Genomic DNA, 19,774 nt, shown 5'->3' on the forward strand with positions numbered 1-19,774 from the left:
GATTCCTAAATTAATTCTTCTCCAAACTCTTGTTTTACACGTAACAGGACCTCCTTGATGTCCTGTTCCTTTTGTTTGGGGTAGATTAACAGTACTTTCTTTTTTTCAACGATGATAAAATCGTCCAGCCCATCCACTACAACCAGCTTTTTCCCGGCTGTACGGATCATGTTGTTCCGGGCATTAAGGGGTAATATACGCGCATTGATCACGGCATTTCCGCTATTGTCTTTCGGGAGTTTATCGTAAAGCGAACCCCAGGTACCGAGGTCATTCCAGTCGAAACCGGCAGGAAGCACATATATGTTGTGCGATCGTTCCAGAATGGCATAATCGATCGAAATATTTTCCGCCTTGTGATAGTACTTATTGATAAACCTTCGTTCGGCAAGGGTATTGTACCGGGGTATCCCCCTGGCAAACAGGGTGTACATCTCCGGTTGCAAATCGCGGAAAGCCTGCAAAATGCTGTTTACACTCCATACGAATATCCCGGCATTCCACAGGTAATTTCCTTCTTTCACAAATCTCTTCGCCACTTCATAAGAAGGCTTCTCCGTAAAATCCAGCACTTTTTTTATTGCGCCATTCCCATGTTCTTCCGTGTCGTATTTAATATAGCCATAGCCGGTATTGGGAAAAGAGGGCTTGATGCCCAGTGTCATCAGGATATCCCTTTCCCGGCAGGCTTCGAAACACCGCTCCACATCATCTGTAAAACGCTCCTCCTGTTCAATCCAGTGGTCACTGGGAGCTACCAGGACCACAGCCTCCGGGTTCTCTTTCTGTATTTTCATCGACGCGTAAAGGATACAGGGCGCCGTGTTTCTCATTGCCGGCTCCAGCAACAGCTGTCCGGGATTGGCTTTGGGCAGCTGTTCCAGGACCAGGTCTTTATACCGTTCATTCGTAAGGATCAGGATATTTTCTTCGGGAATAATACGGCTAAGCCTTCTGAAGGTGGTCTGGATCAATGTCTCTCCCGTACCCAGCATGTCGTGGAACTGCTTCGGGAATTCCGTTGTACTCACCGGCCAGAAACGCGAACCGATTCCTCCGGCCATCAATATGGCGTAATAGTTCTTACTCAATATTCGTCAATTTTAAATTCTCCGATTCGTGTCCATCCCAGGGTCAGCCCGGGATCAGTTCTACTTCGGCATTCGGGTTAAAAAGGTACACCCTTCCCGATGCTACCTCCACACATTCGTACCGCTTTATTTTCCTGTTTCCCTTGCGGAAAATACGCCCGTTATATATACGGAACAGGCTCCCGTAAGGAAGTTCAAATATATAGTTTTTATCGTTGGCAGGGTCGTAACGCTTGAGCGCCAGCGAAAGCACCGCATCGGTATCGCTGCTGGCCCTGGGATTGCGAAAATGCCGGGCCAGCAGCGGCAACAGATCTTCCGGAAAAACAGCGGGATTGATGAACGGCACCATCAACTTCCGGAATACCAGTTTCCATTCGTTCCCATGAGGTTTTATGGCGCTGCCGTATTCCCTGAATGCTACCAGGTGGGCTATTTCATGTACCAGGGTGATAAGGAACCGGTACCTGTTCAGGCTGGCATTTACGGTGACCTGGTGCATCCCGCCGGGAAGCCGCCGGTAATCACCATGCCTGGTAACCCTTTCATTGACGATCTTCAGATACACCCCGTTGTGTTTTATAAGCTCAAAACAGGGCGTTACGGCCCGTTCGGGAATATATTTTTTGAGAATGTCCTCCAACAGTTAGTCTTTAAATACGGATACCTATTAAATTATCCCTGCAACAATGCTATCGCTCCGGCATCATCTTTCCCTAAGGCGTCGAGCTGGAAACCTGTAACAGTTTGCCGTTGTAATACGCATTGCCTTTCAGTGCAAAATCAAATATATACGCTGCCATTTCGGCGGCCGAAAGGGGAGCCTTATACCCCGGGAAGGCTTCTTCCAGCATCTCGGTCTGTACCGCTCCCAGCGCCAGCACGTTAAAGGAAGGCCCCGTCTCCTTATATTCTTCGGCCAGCAATTCGGTCAGGGAGATCACTGCCCCCTTGGCCGAACTGTATGCCGCAAGCCCCGGAAACTTGACACTGCCCTGTACGCCCCCCATACTGCTGATATTCACTACATGTCCGTCAGCAGGCATAAAAGGCAATACTGTGCGGATCACAGATGCCACACCAAAAACATTGACCCGGTACACCGCTTCAAATTCGTCACGGGAGATCTTTGCAAAAGGTTTGTTGACCAGCTTTCCGGCATTGTTTACAAGTATATCCACCTGTCCGTCCCACGATCCGGCAACATAGGATTCCAGCTTGTGCAGGTCGGTTTCCGAAGAAAGGTCGAAGGCAAAGGCCGTAATATTAGGGTGGCCCCAGGCAGAAACCGGCCGGGGATTTCTCGAAAGTGCCAGTACACGATATCCTGCCCCGGCAAAAATCCCGGCCAGTTCAAGACCTATACCCCTGCTGGTTCCGGTGATAATGACATTTTTCACGTGAATAAATTCAATTTAAACTATTTATCTGTAAAAACGATCTCACGGGTAGGTGCATTCGCCATCTTTTCCATGACCGGGATCATATCACCGATAAAGGCAGCCATATGGTCCGCATCCATCAGGTCTGCCTCGTCCCCTACCTTGTGATAGTGTTCAAAATTGGTAAAATCAAAAGTACAAAGGGTTTGTGAGGGTACATTGAATTCCAGGAAGAACGGATAGTTATCCGACCTTTTAAACAACTGAAACTCCTTTGCTCTTTCTAAAAAGCCCACCAGGTTCTTTCCTGCATACTCATTGATCTTCCCGGCCATATTGCTCTCCTCATAGCCGGTAATATAAGCCGTAAAGTCCGCTGTCATGGGCACTCCTATCATTTCCAGGTTGACTACCGTATACAGGTTTAATTTCTCTTTTCGCAATTCCCTGGCGAGGTGACGTGCCCCGAGCAGCCCCTTCTCTTCGGCAGAGAACAGCACAAACATCAGGCTTCTCTTATTCGTTCTGTGCTCCCCGAAGTATTTGGCCAGTTCCAGCACCCCGGTAGTACCCGAAGCATTGTCATTGGCCCCGTTGGCAATAAAATCGTCTCCTTCTCCTTCCTCCAGTATCCCGATATGGTCGTAATGGGCCCCTATGATAATATATTCCTCTTTCAGTTCGGGGTCGTTCCCCTCAAGGTATCCCACAATATTATAGGCAGGCTTCTCAAAATTGTCGAGTGTATCCCGGTAGGTCGCGTAATAGGGTTTTATACCGTGTTCCGAAAAAATCCCCTCGATAAACAGGGCTGCCTTTTCAATGCCGGGGCTTCCCGAATCCCTTCCCTCCAGTTCATCGGAAGCCAGATAGGCAATGGTCTGCCTCACATCATCCGGGTTTACCGTATAACTACCTGTCTTTTCTGCAACGGCGTGCTGTGCACTGAGCCCCATACAGGCTCCGCAGAGTAATACTAAGGAAAACAGACCTTTTTTCATACGAACTAACTTAAATTAAACCGATTCTCTATCAAATTCCGGACTACAGGACCTGAGGCTGCCATAAACAACTGCCACCGGCCCCGGTTATCTACCGTCCTGCTGCTAAAATATACAAAAAATCCCGTTTCCGGATAAAAAACGGAAAACGGGATTCTTTAATTTATGTTAATCTCCGCGTACTATGCAAGCATGGTTACCGGGTTTTCCAGATAGTGCTGCAGGGTTTGCAGGAATTGTGCTCCCGTAGCTCCGTCTACCGTGCGGTGGTCGCAGGCAAGTGTTATCTTCATCGTATTCCCCACTGCGATCTGGCCCTCCTTAACAACGGGCTTCTGTACGATAGCACCGACAGAAAGGATTGCTGAGTTGGGCTGATTGATAATGGAAGTAAATTCCTGGATACCGAACATCCCGAGGTTGGATACGGTAAAGGTGCTCCCTTCCATCTCCTGCGGGGTCAGCTTCTTATTCCTGGCCTTTCCGGCAAGTTCTTTCACCTGCCCCCCTATTTGTGTAAGGGTCATCTGGTCGGTAAAGCGCAGTACGGGAACCACCAGCCCTTCTTCTACCGCTACCGCCACACCAACGTGTACATGGTGATTATAAACCGTGACATCCCCTTTCCAGGAGGTATTTACCTGCGGATGTTTTTTAAGTGCCATAGCACAGGCTTTTACCACCATATCGTTGAAAGAAACCTTGGTGTCGGGCAGGGCATTGATCTGTCCTCTCGAAGCAATGGCATTGTCCATATCCACTTCTATGGTAAGGTAATAGTGCGGCGCCGTGAATTTGGACTCTCCCAGACGCTTGGCAATGGTTTTCCGCATCTGTGAATTCTTCACCTCCTCGGTACTTTCCTCTCCCGCAGGCACAAAAGGCATAGCCTGGGCCGGGGCAGCCTGTTCTTTGGAGGCCGGGGCAGCAGCCGGAGCAGCTTCCTCCTTATATCCCTCAATATCTTTCTTGACAATCCTTCCGTTCTCTCCGCTTCCTTTTACCCTGGAAAGGTCGATCCCCTTGTCTTCCGCCATCTTTTTGGCCAGGGGAGAAGCAAAGATCCGTCCTCCGTCCAGAGTACTTTGCGATTTTTCTCCGGAAGTGTCTTTAGCTTCTTCCTTTTCCGGAGATTTCCCTGCTGTTTCCTTTTCAGCAGTTTTTTCTTTTTTGGCACCTCCGCCTGAGGCAGCGGCGAGCACAGCGTCCACATCCGTACCTTCAGGACCAATAATGGCAAGAACGGCATCTACCGGGGCAGATTCGCCTTCCTGTATCCCTATGTGCAACAGCGTACCGGAATAGAACGACTCGAACTCCATCGTGGCCTTGTCGGTCTCTATCTCGGCCAGGATATCACCTTCCTCTACCTTGTCTCCCTGCTTTTTGATCCAGCTGGCTACGGTACCCTCTTCCATGGTATCGCTGAGGCGGGGCATGGTCACTATCTCTACACCTTCGGGGATCTCTCCTCCTGCAGCTTCGCTATTATCTGCCTGGGCAGCAGTATCCTCCTGATCATCCTGTGGAGATGCAGAATCCTGCGTCTCTGCGGAGGTGGATTTTTCTCCGTTCAGCAGGCCTGAGATATCTTCTCCCTCTTCCCCGATAATGGCGAGAAGGGTATCTACCGGGGCACCGTCTCCTTCCTGTATCCCTATATGCAACAGGGTACCGGAATAGAATGACTCGAACTCCATGGTAGCCTTATCGGTCTCTATTTCGGCCAGGATATCGCCTTCTTCTACTTTATCTCCTACTTTTTTCAACCATTTTGCCACGACACCTTCTTCCATGGTATCGCTTAATCTCGGCATATTAATTACTTCAGCCATAAGAATTATAATTTATGAGATAAAAACGGATAATCTTCCTGTGCATACACCACATCATACATCACGTTCTTATCCGGATACGGTGATTCCTCTGCAAACTTCTCGCATTCCTTCACCCTGTCTTTTACCCGTTTGTCGATTTCCGCGATCTCTTCGTCACTGGCGTATTTCTTTTCCCTGATCACGTCCAGCACCTGGGTTATAGGGTCTATTTTCTTGTATTCCTCTACTTCTTCCTTGGTTCTGTAGTGCTGGGCATCACTCATGGAATGCCCGCGGTAACGATAGGTTTTCATCTCCAGGAATGTAGGCCCTCCGCCGCTTCGTGCCCTCTCTATGGCCTCATCCATGGCTTCGGCCACTTTTACCGGGTTCATACCGTCTACGGGGCCACAGGGCATCTCGTATCCCAGTCCCAGTTTCCAGATATCCGTGGTATGTGCCGTACGGGCAACGGAAGTTCCCATGGCGTATCCGTTATTCTCACAGATAAATACTACCGGAAGCTGCCACAGCATGGCCAGGTTAAAGGTTTCGTGCAGGGACCCCTGCCTTACGGCTCCGTCTCCCATATAGCACAGGGTTACCGCTTCCCTTTTGAAATATTTGTCCGCAAACGCAAGTCCGGCTCCAAGAGGTATCTGCCCGCCTACGATACCATGCCCGCCGTAAAATCCTTTCTCTTTCGAAAAAATATGCATGGAACCCCCCAGTCCCTGGGAAGTACCGGTACCCTTTCCGTAGAGCTCCGCCATTACCCTGCGGGGATCAACTCCCATACCGATGGGCTGAACGTGATTGCGATACGCAGTGATCATCTTGTCTTTGGAAAGATCCATGGCGTGCAGGGACCCGGCCAGTACCGCTTCCTGCCCGTTGTACAGGTGAAGAAAACCTCTCACTTTCTGCTGGATGTACACCGCAGCCAGTTTATCTTCAAACTTTCTCCAGAACAACATGTCCTCGTACCACTTCAGGTACACCTCTTTTGTAATCTTTTTCATGTGTTTAATTTTTTTAGCGATCACACACCGCAAAAAGCCTGTGCGCTTTATCACCTTTCCGCACTACGGGACAAAGGAGTACGCCTCCACACTATCCGCTACTCGCGCAGTTTTCATCGAATACTCTAAATTACCCTTTAAATTTGACGCAGCACCCAAAATCATGTTATTTGTGGTGTTTTCCAATTGCGAGCTACAAAAGTAATATTTTCAGTAAAAGGGAAAAAACGAAAAGCGGAGTTTTATTCTGCTTTTTTGTTAGAAACTGTTTTGAATTTATCCTTTGGTTCTTTTATGCGTCCTTTTCCTTTATACTTCAGCTATTTTTCGGTCCGCAGCCAAGGCCATACACCTCAAAATCCCTCCGGCTCCCTGCCGGATCACAGGCTCTCTTTGTCGAAAAGGAGGGGCAGCAGGTCGCCCACAGAAGGGGCTTTGACCACCTTCCCGGTCTCTCCCATAAAGTAAAGTTCCACGGGAGACTCCTGCCTTACCTCGTATTCCGCAAGACTTTGCCTGCAAGCCCCGCAGGGGGGTACGGGAGTAAGTACCGTACGCTGGTCTGATGCGGCCGATATGGCGATGATCCGTATGGCCGCATCGGGAAACCTGGCTCCGGCCTGGAACACGGCAACCCTCTCGGCACAGAGCCCCGATGGGTATGATGCATTTTCCTGGTTACTGCCTATCACCACTTCGCCGTTATCCAGCAACAGGGCAGCCCCGACCCTGAATCTGGAGTAAGGGGCATAAGCCTTTTTCCGTACCTCTACGGCCTTCTGCATGAGCTCCCTGACCGTTTCGGGAAGCTCGTCCGTTCCGTCATACACTACAAGACGGGAAGTGATTTCTATTTCTTTCATAGATCAAAATTTCAAAGACTATCGATATGCTGCTTTTCACCTCTGCCTTCAACTATCCGGCAGGCGTTATTTCCATCATCACAAAACCATTCCGGTTCCGGTTACGGCGCCCCTGCTTTTCCCCAAAAAACCGGCAATGGCTAAAACTCGGCAAAATCATCACCGAAATTGAACCGGACCGAAAAGCGCAGGGTATTTTCGAGAGGGTTCTCTATCCTTGAGGTGGAAAACAGGTACGATATGTCTATCGTAGCCGAATTATAGGTAAAACCGGCCCCCAGGGAGAAAAACTTACGCCCTCCCTTATCGTTACTTTCGTTGAAATATCCCGTGCGCAGGGCAAAGGCATCCCGGTACATGTACTCGCCGCCCAGTGCCCAGGTAATCTCTTTCATTTCTTCCCCGAACCCTCCCGGCGCATCGCCGAACGAACCGAAGATACCGCTTACAAATCCCTTGTTGTAATAATCGTCTTCCATATTGATCCACCCGTCCCCATTGGAATCTGACGGTGTGGGCACCAGCAGCTTGTTGAATTCCACCGCCGCGGTCAACTTGTTATCAGGGTCAAAAATAAAATCAAAACTCCCTCCCACTTTCAGGTTTGCCGGCAGGAATTCTTCCTGGGTCCTGTCGTTGCTGTAGCTGATCTTGGGGCCGATATTGGAGATATTAAAACCTCCCCGCCATCTCCCGTTAAAATTTTCATACACCAGTTCCGGCGACTGGTAATATCCTGCCACATCTACGGCAAAGGAATTGGCCGCCCTGGCATCGGCACTCCCTTCCACTTCGGTAAGCCGGAGATCTGACCGGAGATAGCGCCCCGCCACAGCCATCGAGAACTGTTCGCTTAATTTCAGGGAATACGAGCCGTCTATGGCCAGTTCGTTAGGTTTCACCTCCCGGGCCGGGTCCATTGCGGTTTTCCTGAACTCAAACCCTCCCAGCCCGTAATACCGCAGGCTGAAAGCAAAAGCGCTGCGCTGGCTGGCACGCTTGTAAAAATTGAGGTTCAGCAACCCCATATCATCTACGAGCTGGGTAAGATAGGGGGTATAACTAAGTCCTACCCCGTACTCCTGTTCCGAAAATACATATTTGGCCGGATTCCATTGCTGTGCATAGACATCGGGAGCAGTCGCCACCCCGATATCGGCCATTCCCGACGACCGTGCATCAGAAGCTACCAGGAGAAACGGCATGGCAGGATTGATCGGGCGGTAATCGCGGGATTGCGCACCGGAAGGAACCAGTTTTGCAAAAAAGGCAAGCGCAATAAAAACAGCAGTTTTCCTCATGTTAAGATCGGTAGATTAACAACAAATATAATGAACTCGCTTAAACTATCCTCAACAGACTGCCAAATGATCTTTTGCCCGGCATATGCCTCCCTGCTGCCCTGTGGCATACAGACCGGTTTCAAAAAGACCTGACCGGGAAAAACAGGGCGGATAAAAGCGGTTTTTCCATCCTGCAGGGAACAGAAGTATTTTGGGTCCGGGCATAATAATAAGGAGTGCAAAACGTTATTACAAGTGTCTTATTGTGGTTAGTTTACAAAAAGAACCCGGCTTAAAAGCAAAAATATATCGTTAATTACTATATTGCACGCATATTTCTGGAGACAACTCAAATCTTTTTTCTATGAAGATTAATTTTAGATTATTGGTATTGTTACTGGTTCTGACAGGCGGGCTTACGGGGTGTAAAAACTCAAAATCCGACTATAAGAACACTTCAAGGGCTACCGGATGGAAGATCAATGACGGTGAAGGAAGTTTTCAGTACAATACCAATTTCAAGGAACAGCAAACGGCCCCCGGGCTGGTATTTATAGAAGGAGGTACCTTCACCATGGGCAAGGTACAGGACGATGTGATGCACGACTGGAACAATTCTCCCACACAACAGCATGTACAATCCTTCTATATGGACGAAACCGAGGTGACCAACCTGATGTACCTCGAATACCTCGACTGGCTCAAAAGGGTATTTCCCCCCGGCACGCCCATGTATGAGAATGTATATGCCGGGGCCCTTCCGGACACCATGGTATGGAGGAACAGGCTGGGCAATAACGAGGTCATGACCAATAACTACCTCCGTCATCCCGCCTATGCCAATTATCCCGTAGTGGGGGTCAACTGGGTTCAGGCCGTACAGTTCAGCGAATGGCGGACCGACCGGGTAAACGAAATGTACCTGGAACAGGAAGGATATATTGCCGACGGTACCAAAAACACGGCTGCTGCGGGAGATATGAGCGGTATTTTCAGTACCGGGACCTACCTGATGAACCCCAGTGCCGTTTACGGCGGACAAATAGACAGTGTACAGGGTAAAAGAAAAAAAGCCGAAGACAGCACCAATGTCTATGCCAAACTTACCAGCGGGGTGATCCTTCCCGGGTACCGGCTGCCTACCGAAGCGGAATGGGAATACGCTGCCATCGCCATAGTCGGAAAACGGGAATACAACAATATCAGGGGAAGAAAGAAATATCCCTGGGACGGGGAATACACCCGGTCTACCAAAAAATCAGCCCGGGGCGATCAGCTTGCCAATTTCAAGCAGGGACGGGGAGATTACGGCGGCATTGCCGGCTGGTCTGACGACGGAGCCGATATCACTGCCGAGGTAAAATCGTACCCTCCCAATGATTTCGGCCTTTATGACATGGCCGGGAACGTGGCGGAATGGGTTGCCGACGTATATCGCCCCATAGTGGATGACGAAGCCAATGACTTCAATTATTACCGGGGTAACATCTACACCAAGACCGCCATCAACGACGACGGTTCCGTAACCGTACTGGACCCGGACCAGGTGGTATACGATACCCTGCCCAACGGAAAGATCATTGCCAAAAACCTCCCCGGAGAGGTCGTCAAGGTGCCCATAAGTGAGGAAGACGCCTATTTACGGCCCAATTTTTCACGTAGTGACAACCGTAATTACCGCGATGGCGACTTCAGTTCCTCGCGTTATTTCGACCGGTTTTACCAGGATGATGCCGTGACCAACGACACCCGGAACATGTACAACTCGCCCCAGCACAGTATCGAGACAGACGAGGAGGGCAACATGATACTGGAATACGACAAATCGAACCGGAGGACCACGCTTATCGGCGACGATGTGCGGGTATACAAGGGCGGTTCGTGGAGAGACCGGGCCTACTGGCTGGACCCGGCCCAGAGAAGGTACCTCCCCCAGTATATGGCTACCGATTATATCGGGTTCCGTTGCGCCATGTCGAGGGTAGGGTCAAAATCCAAATACAAACGCAAGAGACCGAGGGGGTAACGACCTCCCGCAAAAATACACAATTGCAGCCCCGGCACTATAAACAGGTCGGGGCTTTTTGTTATTTTTACCGGATGAACATCGAAACACTCTACCGGGTCTACCTGTCGTGTAACAAGGTATGTACCGATACCCGGAACATTGAAAAAGGAGATCTCTTTTTCGCCCTCAAAGGCGATCGTTTCAACGGCAATGCCTTTGCGGCACAGGCCCTGGAACAAGGAGCCTCCTACGCCGTTGTAGACGAAAGCAGTTACCATACCGGGGAAAAGACGATACTGACCGATGACGTTTTAAAAACCCTTCAGCAACTGGCCCGCTTTCACAGGAAACAGCTGGCACTGCCCATAGTGGCCCTTACGGGAAGTAACGGAAAGACGACCACCAAGGAACTCATATATTCGGTGCTCTCCCGGAAATTCCGCACCGTGGCTACCAAAGGCAACCTCAACAATCACATAGGAGTGCCCCTTACCCTGCTCTCCATGAACAGAAATACAGAGATGGGCATCGTGGAAATGGGCGCCAACCACCTGGGCGAAATAGCCGCCCTGTGCACTATTGCCGAACCCGATTACGGGTATATTACCAATTTCGGCAAGGCACACCTGGAAGGTTTCGGGGGCATCGAAGGCGTCATCAGGGGTAAAAGCGAACTGTATCAATACCTGATGCAACACGAAAAACTGGTTTTCTACAATGCCGGAGACCATATACAGGCGGAAAAACTGAAAGATTATCCGCATACTTTCGGATATGACACTACGGGGAATGCAGATGTTGCCGTCACCTTCCTCGAAGCCGCTCCCTTCGTCCGCTTCCGGTTTAAGGACGAAGAGATCTCATCGGCGCTTATCGGGCGCTACAACTTCAACAATATCGCGGCGGCCATCACGATCGGCACCTATTTTGACGTTCCCGCCGGAAGTATCGGGGAAGCCATAGCCTCCTATATCCCCTCCGACAACCGCTCACAGATCGTCGAGAAAAACGGGAAAAAGATTGTCCTGGATGCCTACAACGCCAATCCCAGCAGTATGCAGCTGGCCATAGAGAATTTCACGGCACTGCCCTACCCCGGCAAAACAATGATCCTGGGCGATATGTTCGAACTGGGCGGGGAGGCCGATGCCGAACATCAGCATATTGCCGACCTGGTAGCCGGCCTCCCCGGACACAGCGTCCTTCTCGTGGGTGAGCACTTCTCCCGTACGCAATCTGCACACCCGCAGTTCCGGGATTTCGAAAGCCTGAGGTCGCATATCCTCGAAAAGGGTATTCCCGGAAAGACTTTCCTGATCAAGGGTTCCCGCGGCATGGCCCTGGAAAGGGTGCTGGAGTTGCTTTAGGCCGTTAAAGCTCCCGCCCCATAAAAGGGTCGGTGCGCGAATGCCTGCCGGTCTCCACCCTGCCGGCATAGCGGCGTGAAAATGTCTTTTCTCCCTCTATGGTCACAAGCACGTCATACCATCCGTAACTCCCGGCTGCAGGTACGACGATCTGCTCCGTACTGCCTTTTCCGATACGTTTCCCGGTCTCCGGGTTGCGGTATGCCTGGTCGGCAACGGTAATACGGACAGCCCTTCCGGAACGGTTCGTTACTTCCAGCACGGCATTGCCCGAACACTTTTTCAAAAACCTGCCCTTCCGCTCATAACCGAAACGGATCGCTACCTCCGGATCTTCGGCATCTCCGCAAAATTCCCGGTAAAAGCCGTTAGGTCCGTAAACCCTGAGGTGGTACCGCCCGCCTTCAAAGTGATCCAGCGGCCAGCTATCTTTTAGTTCGTGCCCTGCAGCTACGGCATAGGGCCAGGCCCTTACCTCTTCCGTCATTTGATTTCCCGGGCTGTTCTCCCGGAGGTATTTTCCCGGGGCATACACGTGAAAGGGTGCCCCTGAAGCCGTGTTCCCGAAGAGGCTGTCTGCTGCGCGAAAAGAGAGCTCAAAAGTTTTTTTATCCTTCGAAAGCCAGCCCTCCGCATAAAGCTCATATGGCAGGGCACAGGAGTCCCTGCTCCCCCTTTCCTGCTCCGGCATAAAGGACATCTTTTCTCCCTGTTTCACCCGTTGTATCTGCGTTTCGGACAAGGGGGCAAAATTGGAAGGAGGAGTTTTAAAAGAAGCATTATAAACCTCCTTCATCAACTGGTTACGGTCTACAAAATCGTCGTAGCGGAATGCCGAAGCATCGAAGGGACGAAATGCCGAAGTGAGATCGCTGCACATCGCCCGGCGCCAGGAGCTGATATTGCTTTCCCGGACCTTCTTTCCCGTCTTTTTGCCCAGCCATGTTTCCATAAACATCAGGGTAGACGTGATATCACAGACCTCCGAATTCACCCAGCCGCCGCGTGTCCAGGGCGAAGCGACTATCATCGGCACCCGGTATCCCAGTCCTACCGGGCTCTCCCGGGCATTTTCAGGGTCCATGTTCTCTTTCCAGAGCTCCTCTTCCCGGGTCACGTATTCCTGCGCGGTATCCAAACCTTCGGAATAGGCATTTTTACGCTTCGGGTCGGGCGCCACAAAAGGGGGAACATGATCGAAATAGCCGTCATTCTCATCATAAGTGAGTATAAACACCGTCTTTTTCCACACTTCCGGGTTCTTCGTAAGGATGTCCAGTACTTCCGACACATACCAGGCACCATACCAGGGGGCGCTGGGATGGTCTGAAAATTTCTGTGGAGCCACAAGCCAGGAGACGGCGGGCAGCTCCCCGCTATCCACATCCTTCCGGAACTGGTGAAGTATATCCCCTTTGGGCACCTTTATAGATCGTTCTTCGCTATCCTCCGTCCAGGTAACGGTTTCCGTACGGTGGTAATCCGGATCATCCGTATTGATCGTAAAAGCCTTGCGGTGCAGGTTTTTGTTATAGGCGGAAAGCTTTTCAAAGTTACCGGGGTTCCACACCCGTAACTCCTCTTTGATCTTCTCCAGCTGCTGCCTTTTCTGTTCCAGGGTATTCCGGAGTTTCTGTGTCTGTGATTTCGGCTGTTCCCTCACAGTCTTCTCCAGTGCCGATATTTCACCGGGAAGTTCGGCCAGTCTTTTCTTCAGGAATTTCTGATGTCCTTCACTGTAGCGGACATTGAACTGCGAGAACCACTCCAGGTTATTATCGGTGAAATTGCCCAGCAGCGACTGGTCTTCTCCTTCCAGTTCGGTCTGCAGGCTTATTTCGTTCTGGTACACCCTCCACGATATCCCGTTTTCCTCCAGTCTTTCGGGAAAGGTCTTCCAGCTGACTTCCCGGTTATAGTACACTTCCGAATTCCGGACCTTCGGGCTGCCCTCCGGTGAAGCCCTGTGTGTACCGCTCCAGAAAAAAAGCCTGTTGGTCGTGGTCCCGGTGAGTGACGAACAGAAATGCTGGTCAAAAACGGTAAAGGCATCGGCAAAAGCATAATAAAAGGGAATGTCTTCCCGCTGGTAATACCCGAGGGTCAGCGGGATATCCTTATACGCCTTTCTCCAAACCTTCTTTGCCACCAGCCACTGATCATATTTCCCGTCATTTCTCGCATCCACCTGGTTTTCCCAGGAATGTGGGAGGTCTCCCATCCAGGTCGCCCTGGTCTCCCTCATATTCAAACGAAAAGGAGCATAGGTCTCCCCTTTTTCGTTGCGTTGCAGCCACACCGGGTTTTTGCCCGGAAGGGTGATGGCCCTCGGGTCGTTGTAGCCGCGCACTCCTCTCAGGGTACCGAAACAGTGATCGAAAGAGCGGTTTTCCTGCATGAGCAGCACCACGTGTTCGGCATCCTCAAACGAAGTGCCTTCATCCGGGTTTATCGCCAGTGCCTTCTGTATAGAGGGCGGAAATGCCATCCCGACCCCCACGCCTCCGGTGAGCATCGCTGCCTTCTTTAAAAAATCTCTTCTCGTATCCATGAAATGATAAGATTATGCCGGATCATAATATCACAGTTAAACCCGGACACAAATTACAAACTTTATTCAAACCCAGTGTTACAATATGGCTGAATGGATATTCTGAAGCTAACACTAATATCGGATAATCAGGAATTGCTTCGAACCAAGAAATACGCTGTAAACTTTGCATCAGGTAATAAAAAATAAATACTTTTACCCTACCTCGGATTTTTGAAAAAAGGGCTTTTATGGAAAAAAGAGAAAAAATACTACAGGGTTCCCTCGACCTCATCATCAAACAGGGGCTTCAACACACTCCCATGTCTCAGATCGCAGAACGGGCAGGAGTGGGCATGGGAAGTGTATATAAACGCTTCAGGAACAAGGAAGATATCGTTAACGGGATCTACATCAAGATCAAAACGGAGGAAGCCGAGACGATCTTTGTCAATTACAATGCCCTCAACAGTGTTTCGGAGACTTTCTATGATGTATACGGCCGCATGATCGATTTTTTTCTTCAAAATCCCCTCAAATTCAATTTTATAAGCCAGTATGCTTTTTCTCCTGTTATCGAAAAGAAGACACAGCAGGAAGCCATGTCCCGGTTCTATCCTTTTGATGAAATGTATGCCAGAGGCCTGGAGCAGGGGCTCTTCAAAGACCTGGAGGCATCCCATCTTACCTATTTTGTCTTCGGTGCTGTCTGTTACTGGCTGAAATGTGCTTCCGAACTACAAATTCACATAGATGACAACCTCAGGGAACAATTTCTGAAAATGGCATGGGATTCTGTCAAAAAAAGAGAAGAAATCCTTTAACTTTTTTTTAATAAATACTGAACGAATATTCAGTCTGTATCTGATACTTTTAGCCATATCTAAATTAAAAAACACTATTATTATGGCTAAAATTGCATTAAAAGACAAAGTAACCGTCGTGGCCGGCGGTGCGAAAAACCTCGGGGGACTTATCAGCACATCATTTGCCAGGGAAGGGTCGGACATACTCATCCACTACAACAGTGATACCACACGTCAGGCCGCGGAAAAGACCAGGAAGGATGTGGAAGCATTAGGCCGTAAAGCCGTACTTTTCCAGGCCGACCTTACCAAACCTGACAATGTAACCCAACTCTTTCAGGTGGCCAAAGACGAATTCGGACGGGTAGACATTGCGATCAACACCGTGGGCATGGTACTGAGAAAACCTATTGCCGATACCACCGAAGAGGATTACGACACCATGTTTGGGGTCAACTCCAAAGCAGCCTACTTTTTTATTAAAGAGGCCGGAAAAAACCTCGAAAAAGACGGAAAGATCATAACGATAGTGACCTCGCTACTCGCTGCGTTTACCGACGGGTATTCCACCTATGCAGGCGGTAAGGCCCCCGTAGAACACTTTACCAGGGCCGCGGCCAAAGAATTCGGCACCAAAGGCATTTCTGTAACAGCCATAGGTCCGGGACCAATGGACACCCCGTTCTTTTACGGGCAGGAAACACCGGAACGGGTTGAATTTCACAAATCGCAGGCCATGAACGGTTTTCTCACGGTAATTGAGGATATAGTTCCCATAGTCAGGTTTCTCGCCACCGACGGTTGGTGGATTACGGGACAAACGATCTTTGCCAATGGCGGATATACTACGAGATAAGCCATCCTGTACAAGGCGGATGCAATACCGTATTCGCCTTGTTTCTTTCTTCCCTGTGACCCTCATTACCCTTGTATCAACCGCTTTTCGAAAGGCCTTTAAGATAGTAGCTACCCTCGCCCTCCCAATGTTTTCCGATACAGTAATCACTGCATCACAAACCTTATTTATCGTAAAAACCTTGGTATTTGTCCATGATTTTCCCCTAATTTTGCGCTCTGTGAACCAGTTGACAGTAACTGGTTTTACGGAAACGAATATAACATTTTCACACTCATGGAATTATCCAAAGTCTTTGAAAACAACAGGAACTGGATCGCGACGAAACTGGAAACCGATCCTGCTTATTTTGAAAATCTCTCCAAAGGGCAAAGTCCGGAAATCCTCTATATCGGTTGTTCCGACAGCCGGGTTACCGCAGAAGAGCTGATGGGGGCACAACCGGGAGAAGTATTCGTTCATCGCAATATTGCCAATATGGTAATCAGCATAGACCTCAATGTCATGTCGGTAGTCAACTATGCCGTAAACCATCTTAAAGTGAAGCATGTGGTGGTATGCGGGCACTATTTCTGTGGAGGGGTAAAAGCAGCCATGCAGGCCGAAGACCTGGGCATACTGAACCCCTGGCTCCGCAATATCAGGGATGTATACCGGCTTCACAAAAAGGAACTGAATGCCATTGCAGACGAAACCGACCGATATAACCGTCTTGTGGAACTCAACGTACAGGAACAATGCCTCAACCTTATCAAGACTGCGGCAGTACAAAAGGCTTATAAGGAAAGGGGGCTCCGGGTTCACGGCTGGGTTTTTGACATTCAAAGCGGGAAACTGATAGACCTCAACATCGATATCGACAAGCTGCTGGAGGATATTACGGAAATATACAACCTGGAATAACAGGTTTCCCTGTCGGGTGGGCCGGGGACTGTGGTCGGGATGAACATTTTCCAGGAACCAGAATAATGCCTGAACTGCCATTCCCGAAACAGGATTTTGCCATATCCCAAAATTTAGTATCTTAGCACATTCCTGTGCACGAACACAAAAAAGTTGAGAACAAGCCGGAAAAAGCAGGATGACCTGCTTTGTAAAAGATATGTGTGTTGAGTCGAGATCAGACGCGGGGACGGCAACTGGTGTTCCCGCCCTGGTCTCTATCATTCTTCCGGCAGTATGCTGTATAAAACGAATAAATCGCACGGAAATTATACCGATGCCAAAGCTTTCGGGCAAACAGCCCGCGGGGCGTTACCATAAAAACCGGAAGACATGAAATATACCAGCTACATCTTTTTATTCCTCGGCCTTGTCCTGATGTCCTGCAAGGACACGCAGGAACCGGCCGCATTCACCCTCATGACCTATAACATCTACCACGGGGAAGACAATTACCGGAGAGGAGAGAGCAATATCAACGGAATAGCCGAAGTTATCAAGAGCCATCGGCCGGATTTTGTAGCACTCCAGGAGGTAGACAGCATGACACTGCGCACAGCCGGGTTTAACGGGGGCGAGAAAAAAGACCTGGTTAAAGAGCTGGAGCAGCTTACCGGTATGCACGGAGGTTTCGGGAAAGCCATAGATTACAGCGAAGGCGGATACGGGGAGGGCCTGCTTTCTGCCGGGACATCCGCATTTAAGGTGCTGAACCTTCCAACGCCGGAAGGTGGAGAAGGGAGGGCCATGATATACACCACATACGAATATGCCCCCGGCAGTAAAATCACCTTTGCGGCCACACACCTCTGTCACGAATCTGAAGAAAACCGCGTGGCGCAGACCAAAGCCATTAACGACTTTCTCCTGAAGTTCGATCATCCCGTAGTACTTGCGGGCGACCTGAATTTCAGGGAAGGATCGGCTCCTTATAAGGTCTTGCAACCGGGGTGGACAGATGCCGCCAAAGCATTCGGATCGCCCCGGCATACCATACCTGCCGACAATCCGCGGGCCCGTATAGATTATATCTGGCTGAGCAATAACGCAAAATGGGAGATCTCTGCCGTAGAAGTGCCTTCCGTACAACATTCCGACCATATGCCGGTTGTGGCAAAAGTATTGCTGACGCCATAGGCACCATTAAAAACGAAAGAGCCGGACACTTCAGATACGGCCCGGCTCTCTCCACTTACACTAACACAAATAAAATAGAGGAAAAATACGCTCTATTAACTTTTCTCTCACCCAGGTGAGACCATTATTTTATTATTATACTCCGCACCTGCACCATACCCGGCAAGGCTGAAGTGTTTTCCCGGGCCTGCCCCGGGGGGTGGTTAACTATGCAGCCGGCAGATCTCCTTTTTCCTTGAGCGGAAGCGAAGAACTGCCCATAAGGTATTTATCGACGTGATGCGCGGCTTCCCTGCCCTCGGAAATGGCCCATACGATAAGCGACTGGCCCCTGCGCATGTCTCCGGCCACAAATACGTTGGGCACATTGGTCTGATAATTATTCCCCTTGATATTGGTCCTGGTATCCTGTTTAAGTCCCAGCTGTTCCGGCAAGGTCTGTTCGGGTCCGGTAAACCCGAGTGCCAGCAGGGCCAGGTCACAGGGCCATTCCTTCCCGGTACCCTCCACTTCCTTCAGTTGCGGGCGCCCCCCGGGAACCTTAACCCACTCGACTTCCACTGTTTTCAGGGCCTTCAGATTACCTTTCTCATCCTTTATAAATTCCTTGGTTGCGATGCTCCAGTTACGGTCGCATCCCTCCTCATGAGAACTGGTGCTTTTCAGGGTAAAGGGCCAGAAAGGCCACGGATGTTCTCCGGTCCTCTCCTTTGATGGCATGGGAAGGATCTCAAAATTGGTTACCGATCTCGCCCCGTGACGATTGGAGGTCCCCACACAGTCAGATCCCGTATCCCCGCCTCCGATAACGATAACGTGTTTTCCACCGGCATGCAGGCTTTCCACGGTTTCCGCTACGCCGTCCACCACCTGGTTATTGCGCTTCAGGAATTCCATGGCCTGTACCACACCCTGTGCATCACCTCCGGGGATCGGAAGCCCCCTGCGTGCAGTGGCTCCTCCGCACAGCACAACGGCATCGAAAGACCTGAGTTCTTCCACATCGTAATTCACCCCTACATGGACTCCGGTCCTGAAGCTTATTCCTTCTTCTTCCAGTATGGCGAGCCTGCGGTCTATGGTGTGTTTTTCCAGTTTAAAATCCGGGATGCCATAACGGAGTAATCCACCGGCTTTCTCATCCCTTTCAAAGACAGTGACCTGGTGCCCGGCCCTGTTGAGTTGTTGCGCTGCTGCAAGCCCTGCCGGTCCCGAACCTATAACCGCTACCGTTTTGCCGGTACGCTCCGCAGGCGGATCTGCCTTGATCCAGCCTTCCTTAAAGCCCCGTTCCACGATATATTTCTCGATCAGTTCAATAGACACCGGGGGTTTTATGATCCCGAGTACACAGGCCGACTCACAGGGCGCAGGGCATAACCTCCCGGTAAACTCGGGAAAGTTATTGGTAGCATGCAGAATTTCCAGCGCCTTTACCCAATTGTTCTTATATACCGCATCATTAAAATCCGGGATCAGGTTTCCGAGCGGGCATCCGCTGTGACAAAAGGGAATACCGCAATCCATACATCGCCCTCCCTGCTCGTTGAGCTCTTTCTCGGAGAGATCTACGGTAAACTCTTCGTAATTCTTTACCCTTTGTTTAACTTCTATATAGTTTTCTACTTGCCTGTCATATTCCAGAAAGCCTCTTAGTTTTCCCATAGTC

Annotated in this window: 16 protein-coding genes; 6 read left to right on the top strand and 10 right to left on the bottom strand. The window is 50.1% G+C overall.

Annotated features, from left to right (window positions below):
* Positions 1-5 precede the first annotated feature (5 nt).
* The 8 genes from DN748_RS01350 to porV all read right to left on the bottom strand — a co-directional run bounded on the left by DN748_RS01350 (position 6) and on the right by porV (position 8,477).
* Positions 6-1,091, bottom strand: a complete 1,086-nt coding sequence (locus DN748_RS01350; protein WP_112369956.1) for a mannose-1-phosphate guanylyltransferase — start codon at positions 1,089-1,091, stop codon at positions 6-8.
* Positions 1,092-1,134: 43 nt separating this feature from the next.
* Entirely contained in the window at positions 1,135-1,734 is a 600-nt protein-coding gene (locus DN748_RS01355) for a SprT-like domain-containing protein (RefSeq protein ID WP_112369957.1), read from the bottom strand.
* A gap of 73 nt (positions 1,735-1,807) precedes the next feature.
* Positions 1,808-2,491: an SDR family NAD(P)-dependent oxidoreductase gene (locus DN748_RS01360; protein WP_112369958.1), complete on the bottom strand. Its 684-nt coding sequence runs from the start codon at positions 2,489-2,491 to the stop codon at positions 1,808-1,810.
* A 20-nt stretch (positions 2,492-2,511) separates the two neighbouring features.
* Positions 2,512-3,474, bottom strand: coding sequence for a M20/M25/M40 family metallo-hydrolase (locus DN748_RS01365; RefSeq protein ID WP_112369959.1), 963 nt, complete (start codon positions 3,472-3,474; stop codon positions 2,512-2,514).
* A 182-nt stretch (positions 3,475-3,656) separates the two neighbouring features.
* Entirely contained in the window at positions 3,657-5,309 is a 1,653-nt protein-coding gene (locus DN748_RS01370; RefSeq protein ID WP_112369960.1) for a pyruvate dehydrogenase complex dihydrolipoamide acetyltransferase, read from the bottom strand.
* Positions 5,310-5,314: 5 nt separating this feature from the next.
* Positions 5,315-6,313, bottom strand: coding sequence for a pyruvate dehydrogenase (acetyl-transferring) E1 component subunit alpha (pdhA, locus tag DN748_RS01375; protein WP_112369961.1), 999 nt, complete (start codon positions 6,311-6,313; stop codon positions 5,315-5,317).
* Positions 6,314-6,693: 380 nt separating this feature from the next.
* Entirely contained in the window at positions 6,694-7,176 is a 483-nt protein-coding gene (gene cdd, locus DN748_RS01380) for a cytidine deaminase (RefSeq protein ID WP_112369962.1), read from the bottom strand.
* A gap of 140 nt (positions 7,177-7,316) precedes the next feature.
* The gene (gene porV / locus DN748_RS01385; RefSeq protein ID WP_112369963.1) at positions 7,317-8,477 is read right to left on the bottom strand and encodes a type IX secretion system outer membrane channel protein PorV; all 1,161 of its coding nucleotides are present in this window, start codon (positions 8,475-8,477) and stop codon (positions 7,317-7,319) included.
* A gap of 346 nt (positions 8,478-8,823) precedes the next feature.
* Between porV and gldJ the strand changes: the two genes are divergently transcribed.
* Both gldJ and DN748_RS01395 read left to right on the top strand, forming a co-directional pair.
* Positions 8,824-10,485 carry a gliding motility lipoprotein GldJ gene (gene gldJ, locus DN748_RS01390; protein WP_112369964.1) on the top strand — a complete coding sequence of 554 codons (1,662 nt, stop codon included), beginning with the start codon at positions 8,824-8,826 and terminating at the stop codon, positions 10,483-10,485.
* A 74-nt stretch (positions 10,486-10,559) separates the two neighbouring features.
* Positions 10,560-11,834: a UDP-N-acetylmuramoyl-tripeptide--D-alanyl-D-alanine ligase gene (locus tag DN748_RS01395; protein ID WP_112370096.1), complete on the top strand. Its 1,275-nt coding sequence runs from the start codon at positions 10,560-10,562 to the stop codon at positions 11,832-11,834.
* Positions 11,835-11,838: 4 nt separating this feature from the next.
* Here the strand turns inward: DN748_RS01395 and DN748_RS01400 are convergent, their stop codons facing one another.
* On the bottom strand, positions 11,839-14,385 hold the full coding sequence (locus DN748_RS01400; RefSeq protein ID WP_112369965.1) for a phosphocholine-specific phospholipase C: 2,547 nt from the start codon (positions 14,383-14,385) through the stop codon (positions 11,839-11,841).
* Between the two features lie 230 nt (positions 14,386-14,615).
* On the opposite strand from DN748_RS01400, the gene DN748_RS01405 reads away from it, so the two are divergent.
* The 4 genes from DN748_RS01405 (at position 14,616) to DN748_RS01425 (ending at position 18,105) form a co-directional block, all read left to right on the top strand.
* Entirely contained in the window at positions 14,616-15,188 is a 573-nt protein-coding gene (locus DN748_RS01405; RefSeq protein WP_112369966.1) for a TetR/AcrR family transcriptional regulator, read from the top strand.
* Positions 15,189-15,270: 82 nt separating this feature from the next.
* On the top strand, positions 15,271-16,026 hold the full coding sequence (locus DN748_RS01410; protein ID WP_112369967.1) for an SDR family oxidoreductase: 756 nt from the start codon (positions 15,271-15,273) through the stop codon (positions 16,024-16,026).
* A 276-nt stretch (positions 16,027-16,302) separates the two neighbouring features.
* On the top strand, positions 16,303-16,929 hold the full coding sequence (locus tag DN748_RS01415; protein WP_112369968.1) for a carbonic anhydrase: 627 nt from the start codon (positions 16,303-16,305) through the stop codon (positions 16,927-16,929).
* A 372-nt stretch (positions 16,930-17,301) separates the two neighbouring features.
* Positions 17,302-18,105, top strand: a complete 804-nt coding sequence (locus tag DN748_RS01425) for an endonuclease/exonuclease/phosphatase family protein (RefSeq protein ID WP_112369970.1) — start codon at positions 17,302-17,304, stop codon at positions 18,103-18,105.
* Positions 18,106-18,312: 207 nt separating this feature from the next.
* Here the strand turns inward: DN748_RS01425 and DN748_RS01430 are convergent, their stop codons facing one another.
* Positions 18,313-19,770 carry a glutamate synthase subunit beta gene (locus DN748_RS01430; protein WP_112369971.1) on the bottom strand — a complete coding sequence of 486 codons (1,458 nt, stop codon included), beginning with the start codon at positions 19,768-19,770 and terminating at the stop codon, positions 18,313-18,315.
* Positions 19,771-19,774: the final 4 nt, after the last annotated feature.

Origin of the sequence: Sinomicrobium soli (genome assembly GCF_003285545.1) — a bacterium.
Taxonomy (GTDB): domain Bacteria; phylum Bacteroidota; class Bacteroidia; order Flavobacteriales; family Flavobacteriaceae; genus Sinomicrobium.